The organism is Candidatus Anaeroferrophillus wilburensis (assembly GCA_016934315.1).
GTDB lineage: Bacteria > Desulfobacterota > Anaeroferrophillalia > Anaeroferrophillales > Anaeroferrophillaceae > Anaeroferrophillus > Anaeroferrophillus wilburensis.
Genome location: JAFGSY010000046.1, coordinates 1 through 9,136, shown reverse-complemented (window position 1 = coordinate 9,136; position 9,136 = coordinate 1). Strand labels below are relative to the sequence as shown.

Annotated in this window: 6 protein-coding genes and 1 tRNA gene; 3 read left to right on the top strand and 4 right to left on the bottom strand. The window is 52.0% G+C overall.

Going from position 1 to position 9,136, the window contains the following annotated elements; translation table 11 throughout:
• Positions 1-139 precede the first annotated feature (139 nt).
• The gene (locus JXO50_12095) at positions 140-1,048 is read right to left on the bottom strand and encodes an amidohydrolase family protein (protein ID MBN2333831.1); all 909 of its coding nucleotides are present in this window, start codon (positions 1,046-1,048) and stop codon (positions 140-142) included.
• Between the two features lie 266 nt (positions 1,049-1,314).
• On the opposite strand from JXO50_12095, the gene JXO50_12090 reads away from it, so the two are divergent.
• On the top strand, positions 1,315-2,121 hold the full coding sequence (locus tag JXO50_12090; GenBank protein ID MBN2333830.1) for an enoyl-CoA hydratase/isomerase family protein: 807 nt from the start codon (positions 1,315-1,317) through the stop codon (positions 2,119-2,121).
• 104 nt (positions 2,122-2,225) lie between these two features.
• Here the strand turns inward: JXO50_12090 and JXO50_12085 are convergent, their stop codons facing one another.
• The 3 genes from JXO50_12085 to JXO50_12075 all read right to left on the bottom strand — a co-directional run bounded on the left by JXO50_12085 (position 2,226) and on the right by JXO50_12075 (position 5,213).
• Positions 2,226-3,878: a GDP-mannose dehydrogenase gene (locus tag JXO50_12085; protein ID MBN2333829.1), complete on the bottom strand. Its 1,653-nt coding sequence runs from the start codon at positions 3,876-3,878 to the stop codon at positions 2,226-2,228.
• Positions 3,879-3,934: 56 nt separating this feature from the next.
• Positions 3,935-4,939, bottom strand: a complete 1,005-nt coding sequence (locus JXO50_12080; GenBank protein MBN2333828.1) for an NAD-dependent epimerase — start codon at positions 4,937-4,939, stop codon at positions 3,935-3,937.
• Positions 4,940-5,135: 196 nt separating this feature from the next.
• Positions 5,136-5,213 (bottom strand) — tRNA-Glu (locus JXO50_12075).
• Between the two features lie 504 nt (positions 5,214-5,717).
• Between JXO50_12075 and JXO50_12070 the strand changes: the two genes are divergently transcribed.
• A complete protein-coding gene (locus JXO50_12070) occupies positions 5,718-6,071 on the top strand; it encodes a hypothetical protein (protein ID MBN2333827.1) in 354 nt (117 codons plus the stop codon).
• A 685-nt stretch (positions 6,072-6,756) separates the two neighbouring features.
• On the top strand, positions 6,757-9,136 hold a 2,380-nt coding region (locus JXO50_12065), incomplete at its 3' end, for a transporter substrate-binding domain-containing protein (protein MBN2333826.1).

Sequence of the window (9,136 nt, the reverse complement as noted above, 5' to 3'; positions counted from 1 at the left end):
GAATAATTCGTAACAAACGCAGTAAAATCAAGCCTGATTTAGTGAAAATAGCGGCTTAACCCTCTAAAAACTTTAGACTGTCAAGATCTTAATAAAAACATAGACAACTACAATGAACCAGTCATTGTGTCAAATAATTTTATGGCACGGCAGCATCAATGGCGTCACCTGCCACAGGCAGGACGCAGGCAGCCGATGGGAAAAGCTCCAGATCGATCTCCAGCCAGCGGTTGACGGCCACATCCAGCATCTCCCAACCAGCCACCGTTGCGATCCGCAGCAGGTCCTCCTGGGCAATTCCCGCCCGACGATACAACTCCAGCTCCTGGAAAAAAGCCTCACCATGAGTCATATTGTAGGAACCGGAATCGGTACCGATGGTCAACGGCGTACCCACTTCATGGGCAACGCCGATCATCTCCAGCTGCCGGCGGTAGTTTTTTTCAATAATCTGCCGCTGGTGGGCCGTAAAACGTCCAGCAGGATCCTGCAGCTGGTTGGCCATGGCGGCGATCGTCGGCGTCCAGTAGATCCCCTGATCAGCCATCATCATCAGGGTCTCTTTACCGATAAAATAGCCATGCTCCAGGCTGTGCACGCCGGCCTGGACCGCTTGCCGGCAAGCGGCATCCGAATTGACATGGACCATGACCTTCTTGCCCCAGCGGCTGGCTGTTTGGACAATTTCCCGCAGTTCATCCGCCGTCCACTGGGTTTTACCCACCGCCCCGTAGTCATCAAAGGAAACCAGACCGGTCAACAGAACTTTGACAAACCTACCAGGCGTCCGGACAATTTTTTCACTGAGACTCATACTGCTGCAGTCACCGATGAAAGAACCATAACAGCCGGCCTTGAAGAGCGCCGGCCCGGTACGCACCACCGTCAAGGGAGAAAAATCATCTCCGTGGAGACAGCCATCCCGGTCACCGGCATCCCTGACCAGGCCGATGCCGGCAGCATAGTGCCGCCTGGCATTCTCACGGGCATCTCCCCCGAGGCTCAAATGGAGGTGCGTATCAACAAAAGCAGGACTAATCGCGCGCACTGATTCCTTATCCTTGCTGACCACGCTTTTCCCCGACGTTCATGATCATTGTTTCACCACACTAATGACCCCATGACTGTTGAAATAAAATACCTCTTTACTCCCCAACCAGAGGAAAAATCCAAAACGGGCTCCCCTTAACCCACTTGCCAGACATCATAATCTATGGTACTAGCTTCAAGCAAGATAAAAAAGAGTTCCCGTCCGGCAATAACGACATTTTCATCTTGCTGAAATTTTAAAACACAATGATAAAGGAGGAAACCATGAGCTATGAATTCTTGACACTTGAGGTTGCCGATGGGGTTGGCACCATCTGGCTGAACCGGCCACCGGCAAACTCACTCAATCGTGACCTGGTGGAAGAACTGTCAAAAGCTTTCACCGAACTGGCCGGCAATGACGCGGCAAAAGTCCTGGTCATTGCCAGCAAAATTCCCGGTTTTTTCGTCGCCGGTGCTGACATCAAGATGTTTGCTGAAATGAACCCCGACCAGGCATGGGACATCGCCGCCCGACTCCAGGAGGTTAACCAGCAGCTTGAGGATATGCCAAAAATTTCCATCGCCGCCGTCGGCGGCTATGCTCTGGGCGGCGGTTTGGAACTGGCCCTCGCCTGCGATTTCCGTTTCATGGCCAAAACCGTAACCATTAAGGACAAGGAGCGGACCCCGGCCATCGGTCTGCCGGAAACCACTCTGGGAATTCTCCCGGGCGCCGGAGGTACCCAGCGGCTTTCCCGCCTGCTAGGCCCGAAAAAAGCGCTCTTCTACATTGCCAATGCCAAACAGATCAGTCCCGATGAAGCCCTCCAGCTGGGCCTGGTGGAGATGCTCCTGCCCGGCGATGAACTGCTGGCAACGACCATGGCTTTTGCCAAAGAACTGGCCGCCAAGGCAGTCATCGGCATCGGCTGCGCCAAGAAAGCCATCTACCAGGGCTTCAACCGGGAGATGAAAGACGGCTTACGCATTGAATGTGATGCCTTCAAAGAGGCATTTGCCAGCAATGATGCCACTGAAGGACTCAACGCCTTCATCGATAAGCGCCCGGCACAATTTACCGGCAAATAAATGCTTTGCGACCGGCGGCAGATGTCGGTTGGTAAAGAGCAAAAAAACAAGGGCTGTGAAAACAGCCCTTGTTTTTTTATGCCCGGATCATGCAACGTGCCAAGCTATCCTTTTTTTCGGACCTCATCCTTGATCCGCTTCACATGGCCGCGGCCCAGGCCTTTCACCTCGCAACCCAGTTCAAAATAACGTCTGATACTCGGATCATCAAGCATGGTAAAGCAGTCAATAACCGCCACCGGCCGACCGGCAAGTTTCACCACCGTCTCCGGATTCAGCTGCAGGTACTCCCCGTGCCGGACAGCAAAAATCACCGCATCGGCACCTTGCAGGGCGGCTGCCAGCTCTTTTTCCACCCGCAGGTCGTTCAACTGATCCTGGTTGCGGAAAAAACGACTCATGGAAAGTCCCGGAGCTGGATAACTTTCCTGTTTTTCCAACTCCCACCAATGCTTGACGTAAGGATCATGGACTGCCACTTCGGCACCCATCTCAGCCAGTTTGCGCACCAGAATCTCCGAACCGCTGTAGCGGGTATCCCCCACATCCTCCCGATAGGAAGCACCAAGCACAATGATCTTGGAGGCCGCAACAATTTTGCCCATATTGCGCAACGCATCTCGGGTCAACTGGGCGGCCCGCAGCGCCCGGGTATCATTGATATTGATCGCCTCGGGCGTAATTTTGAAGATATCATCTTCAAAACCCATCAGGGTATGGTAAGACCAGACCCCCAGACCGCCATCCTTCGGCAGACAGTAGCCGCCAATCCCCGGACCCGGAAAAATCATGTTGGAATGGGTGGGGCGCACCTTGATCGCCTCAATGACTTTGGCCAGATCAACGCCGTTCAATTCAGAAAAGGTGCTCCATTCATGAAGGAAAGCCAGGATTGTCGCCCGGTAGGAGTTTTCGACTATCTTGCAGGTTTCGCTTTCCAACGGCCGGTCGAGGACGGTGAGGGGAAATTTCTCGACGTTGAGGACCTCCGAAAGAAAAGCGGTTACCCGCTGGCGGGCCGTTTCATTGATGCCGCTGCAGACCCGCCAGAAATCCCGGATCGAGGCAACGTAATCACGCCCCGGCATCACCCGCTCATAGGAATGGGACAGCAGCGGCTCATCACTGATCCCCCGCTGTTCAAAGGCCTTCTTGATAATTGGATAGGCAACGTATTCGGTGGTCCCCGGCGGCACGGTGGTTTCAATGAGCACCAGACATTCAGGGGTAATTTTCTCGCCGATAATCTTCAGACTGGCTTCCAGGGCGGCGATATCAGCCCGACCCTGACGGACGTCGCCGAGACACTCCTTCAGGTAATCGCACTGGACATCCACCACCACCACATCGGCCAGGGATAAGGCATCATAGGTGAAGGTGGCAGTAAGCGTCTTTTTTTCCAGCACACAGCGGCTGATCAGGGGCACCACCTCGGGATCTTCAGCCTCAACCGGCGCCACCCCGCGGTTGAGATAGGAAATTTTCCAGTAGGATCTCGTGGACGGCCGTTGCATGCCGATGACAAACTTGTTTGGCTCTCCGGTTTTTTTGTCAACCGAATCAGCCACCACGCCGGCCATCACTGCACCGACAAAACCAACCCCCATGACCACGACAATCTCACGCCCCAACTGGCGATGATGAGCCACCAGATCCTGCAATCGCCGCAACTCGCCGGCATAGGCATCATCTCCCGGCAAAGGGAAAGCCTCCCCCGCCGGACAGACAGAGACCAACTGTTCACCAAAATCACTCATCGACACACCTCCTCCGATTCGTCTTCAACGTAGCAATATTCCTGACTGACTGATAATTAATGATAATAGCTGCGATACCAGACAATAAATTTTTCCACCCCCTCCGTCAGCGGCGTGCTCGGGCGAAAACCCACTGCCTGCTGGAGATCATCGACATCAGCATAGGTGGCCGGCACATCGCCGGGCTGCAGGGGCAGCAGCTGCTTTTCAGCCGTTTTTCCCAGGGCGGATTCAATGGTTTCAATAAAGGTCATCAACTCAACGGGATTATTATTGCCAATATTATACAACCGATACGGCGCCGGGCTGCTGCCGGCATCAGGCTGTCTCCCATCCCATTCAGGATTGGGCGCCGGCAGGTGGTCCAGCAACCGGAACATTCCCTCGACAATATCATCAACATAGGTAAAATCACGCCGCATCCTGCCATGATTAAATACCTTGATCGGCTCGTCGGCCAGAATAGCCCGGGTAAAAAGGAACAATGCCATGTCCGGTCGCCCCCAGGGACCATAAACGGTGAAAAAGCGCAGGCCGGTGGTCGACAACCCGTAGAGATGGCTATAAGTATGGGCCATCAGCTCGTTGGCCTTCTTGCTGGCGGCATAGAGGCTGACGGGATGATCGACATTATGATGAACGGAGAAGGGCATCAGGGTATTGAGCCCATAGACGGAACTGGAGGAGGCATAGATAAGATGCCTGATATGGTGGTGACGGCAACCTTCAAGAATATTGAGAAAGCCCACCAGATTGCTGTCAACATAGGAACGGGGATTTTCCAGACTGTAGCGGACCCCCGCTTGGGCCGCCAGGTTCACCACATGGGAAAAATTTTGCTCGGCAAACAATGCTGCCATGCCATCCTGATCGGCCAGATCAAGATTGACGAACGTAAAAGCATCATACCCCTGCAGAATGGCCAGCCGGTCGTGCTTCAGCTGCACATCATAGTAGGGATTGAGGTTGTCCAGACCAACAACCCGGTAGCCGGCATCCAATAACCGTTTACTGTAATGAAAACCAATAAATCCGGCAGCACCAGTAACCAGAATCTTCATTGACCACACCCCCTGCAAGCGGCCGAGATGTTTCCAACCGGCCTCTTTTATCTACATGTTGAGAACTTTTCGGCAGAATTTCCACATCCTTAACATGAAAATAGGGAGGCGGCCAGAAAACTCTGCAGCACGGGCACGTCAATCGGTAATGAAAAGGTGAAGGCCAGACGGAGATGGAAATAAAGGGAGGAAAAAATGGCGTCCCCAAGGGGATTTGAACCCCTGTCGCCGGCGTGAAAGGCCGGTGTCCTGGGCCAGGCTAGACGATGGGGACGCACGGTACAACAGACAGTGGAATAAATGGTAATCGCTAACCAATTACCGAGCGCCTCTTTTATAGGATTACCACAGGAATGTCAATAAAAAATTGCCCTTGGCAAAGACAGTATTTCTGATAGCCAAACCGGTATCAGAAAATCACTTTTTTGTAATCAAAACTGCAAATGTTTCATCGTCGCCACTGACAAAACGAGGGCAAACAGGATGCCCGGAGCAAAAGAGCCAACAGTGGCCGGCACCCACTGCCAGCCGGCTGATAGAAACCAGCAATAGCAGCAGAAACCGGCTGCCAACCTATTTTTACACCTATTTCATACATATGAGAAAAAATAATATTATTATATAGTTACAAAAACCATTAAATAGCTAAAGCATTATTTCTAGCAAAAGTTTCATGGTTGGCACGCTCTATGCAAAGTTTACTGACAAAGGGCATGAAAACACAGCTGATGGATCAAAAACAAAAAAAATTAATCAAGCTCACCAGGAGGAAAACATCATGAGAAAAACTATCATCATTGCAACGATCTTACTTGTTGTGGGGATGGCATTCAGCGCCCATGCACTGACCGTCACCGCCAACTGGACAGCCAATAGCGAAAGCGACCTGGCAGGCTACAATATCTATCGCAGCACGAGCAGCGGCAGTGGATTCACCAAGCTGAACCCATCGCTGATCACCAACCCCTCGTATATTGACACGGTCAATGGAGAAATCGAAAGCACGTTCTACTATGTGGTCTCAGCAGTGGACAGCAGCGGCAACGAAAGCGGCTATTCCAACGAAGCGAATGTTCGCATTGACACTTCAGCACCACAGCCACCCAACGGCATCACTGTAAACATTCAGTAACAAACTAATCGGCAAACTACATGCCGGCATAATCAAGAGGTGGGTTGCTGCAGCAACCCACCTCTTGATTATGCCGTTTCCCCACCACCGGAACTAATCACACTGTCATAGCCCTCCCCCATAGGGGCAAATCGGCCCCGATCCAGACAACCCTGCAAAGAAGCGCCATCCAGAACCTCAGCGGCAAAGATGACCGTCCCTTCAATCAGATAGCATAGGCCCCCCGCCCTCGTTCATCAGCCAACGTCAGGTGGACATGAACCATGGGCCCCACCCTCATTGATTCGCTTTTAACAAATCTCGGATAAATCGTTAAATACTTGAAAAGAAACACCATATTCGGCATTACCTGTCACCAGCTACGGCACATACCAGGATACTGAACAAGCATTTTTTTTACTGTCCTAGCAGCTCCCCCCAAAAAAACCATCGCAGCGGCGGCCATGTTCCTTGTTTTATCCTATAAAATCAGAGTTTCAGGCATGATTGTATCCATTTTAGGCTAAAGTATGCACCCGTAACAGCGAAAGGTAACAAGAGGGGGACATTCACCCTAAGTTTGTGGTCCAACTATGAGTTAGTACCGATGCCACCGCAACGCGAGTTTATATGTCTGACACCAAATACTAATGAGGGTGTGAACCCTTCAATCCAAGGCAAGAACAGCTACTCCTCAGGAGCTACAATGAGAAGGATCTTCGCCAACCATGCCATCAGAAACTATCTGCTGACGTTACTGACTGCCGGCATTCTGCTTGGTTATGGCAGTAAAGCTGTTGCCATTGAGCTGACCCCAGCCGAACGGCACTATCTGAATGATGCAGGAACCATTACTTTCATCAGCCAATCCACCTACCCGCCTTTTGAATTTATCGCTGAAGGCGGCAAGATAACCGGCATGTGCATTGAACTGGTGCACTGGATGGCCGCTGAATTCGGCTTCAAGGCCAGATTTCTGGATGCTGACTTCAAAACGGCCCAGGAGAATATTCTCTCTGGCAATGCTGATGTCCTCACCAGCTTTTTCTACAGCGAACAGCGAGACCGCATTTTCGATTTTACCACGGTCATGTTTGAAATCCCGGCCTCCATCTTCGTGGTTGCCGAACGAACGGATATTCGCTCTCTAGAGCACCTACAGGGTAAGACCATCGCCATGCAGGCCGGGGATTATGCCCAGGAATTTCTCGAACATCAAGGTATTGAATGCCGCTATATATACACCAAGAATTTCGCTGAAGCCACCCACTTGGTGACTGCCGGCCAGGCGGATGCCCTCGTCGGTGATGAGCAGATTGTCTGGTATCATATCTATACCAATCAGCTTACCGAAAGAATCAAAAAGGTGGGAGAACCCCTGTATGTCGGGCAAAACTGCATGGGTATCAAGGATGGCAACCTGATACTGTTGGGCATCCTCAACAAGGGAATCGCCCACGCCAAGGAACAGGGCATCCTCAACAACATCACGCAAAAATGGTTGGGACTGCATGCTGCTCAGAGCATGCAGTGGCGACGCTACCTGCCCCATATTGTGGCGGTTGCAGCCCTGTTTTTGCTGATACTGTTTGGTTTTTGGGTCTGGAATATCCGGCTCCGCCATCTGGTTGGCGTGCGAACCGCTGCTCTATCCAGCTCCGAAAACCTGCTGCGCACCATCCTGGGTGCATCGCCAGTCGGAATCGACCTGATCCGCAACCAGCGGGAACTTGGATGGCATAACCGGGCAATGGCCCGCATGCTGGGCTATGGAGAGGGGGAGTTGGAAGGCAAAAATGTGGCGGTCCTCTACCCCGACAAGCAACAGCTGCGCGCCGCCGGCCGTTCGATACAGCAGACCACCCAATCAGGCATGGGCAGCCCCATTGAAAACAGCTGGCAACGGAAGGACGGTACGATTTTCGACTGCCGGTTCAGGTATGTGCCGCTGCCCAGTGATGACAAAGGTGATCGATTGGCAATTGTGACGGCCACCGATATCAGTGAACAGAAACAGGCTGAACTGGCACTCAAACAGAGTGAACGCCGTCTGCGGGCCATTCTGGAGGCCAACCCTGATCCCATGGTCGTCTATGATCATGAGGGCATCCCGACCTATCTGAATCCTGCTTTCAGCAGGGTTTTCGGGTGGCAGCTCTACGAGCTCAAAGGACGAACGATCCCCTTCGTCCCTGATGATCAGCAGCAGATAACCAAAGCCAAGATTGAAGATTTGCTCAACCACGGTCAGTCGCTCGGTTTTGAAACCAGGCGATACACCAAACAGGGAAATCTGCTGGAAGTGCTGGTCAGCGCGGCAACCATCAAGGATTCTGCCTCCGAGCAGGTAAGCGAAATAGTGGTGAACATAACGGATCTGACCGATGCCAAACGGCTGAAAAAAAGGCTGCACCAAGCCGAGAAAATGGAGGTGGTAGGTACGCTGGCAGGCGGCATTGCCCATGATTTCAATAATATTCTCACCGCTATTATCGGCTTTTCTGAGCTGGGCCAACAGAAAGCTGAACATGGCAAGCCGAGTCTCAGAGAACACAAGCAGGTTCTGGTGGCTGCCGACCGGGTACGGAAGCTGGTGAAGCAGTTGCTCACCTTCAGCCGGCAGACGGAACCAAAAATGGCAACACTTAACCTCAGCCAAGAGGTTAAGCAAGCGGTAACTATGGTTGAAAGAGTCATTCCCAGAATGGTCAGTCTTCATGCGGAGCTTGCCGATGAAGTAAAAACGGTCAGAGGTGACGGGAATCAAATGAATCAGATACTCCTGAACCTATGCTTAAATGCCGCCGACGCCATGCCCAATGGCGGTGAAATTCATATCGAGGTAAAGAATTATCACGTTGCCCATGCGTACTGTGCCGCCTGCGGCGAACCATTCTGTGGTGACTATGTCCTGTTGCAGGTAACAGACTCCGGAGAAGGAATGGATGAACAAACCATGCAGAATCTTTTTGACCCCTTTTTCACCACCAAGGAAGCGGGCAAGGTTGTGTCAATAATCTTTCGCTTTTTTCTTGGCAGTACCCTGAGGTTGCTGTTTATGTGTCAGGTATGGATCAGGATGTCTG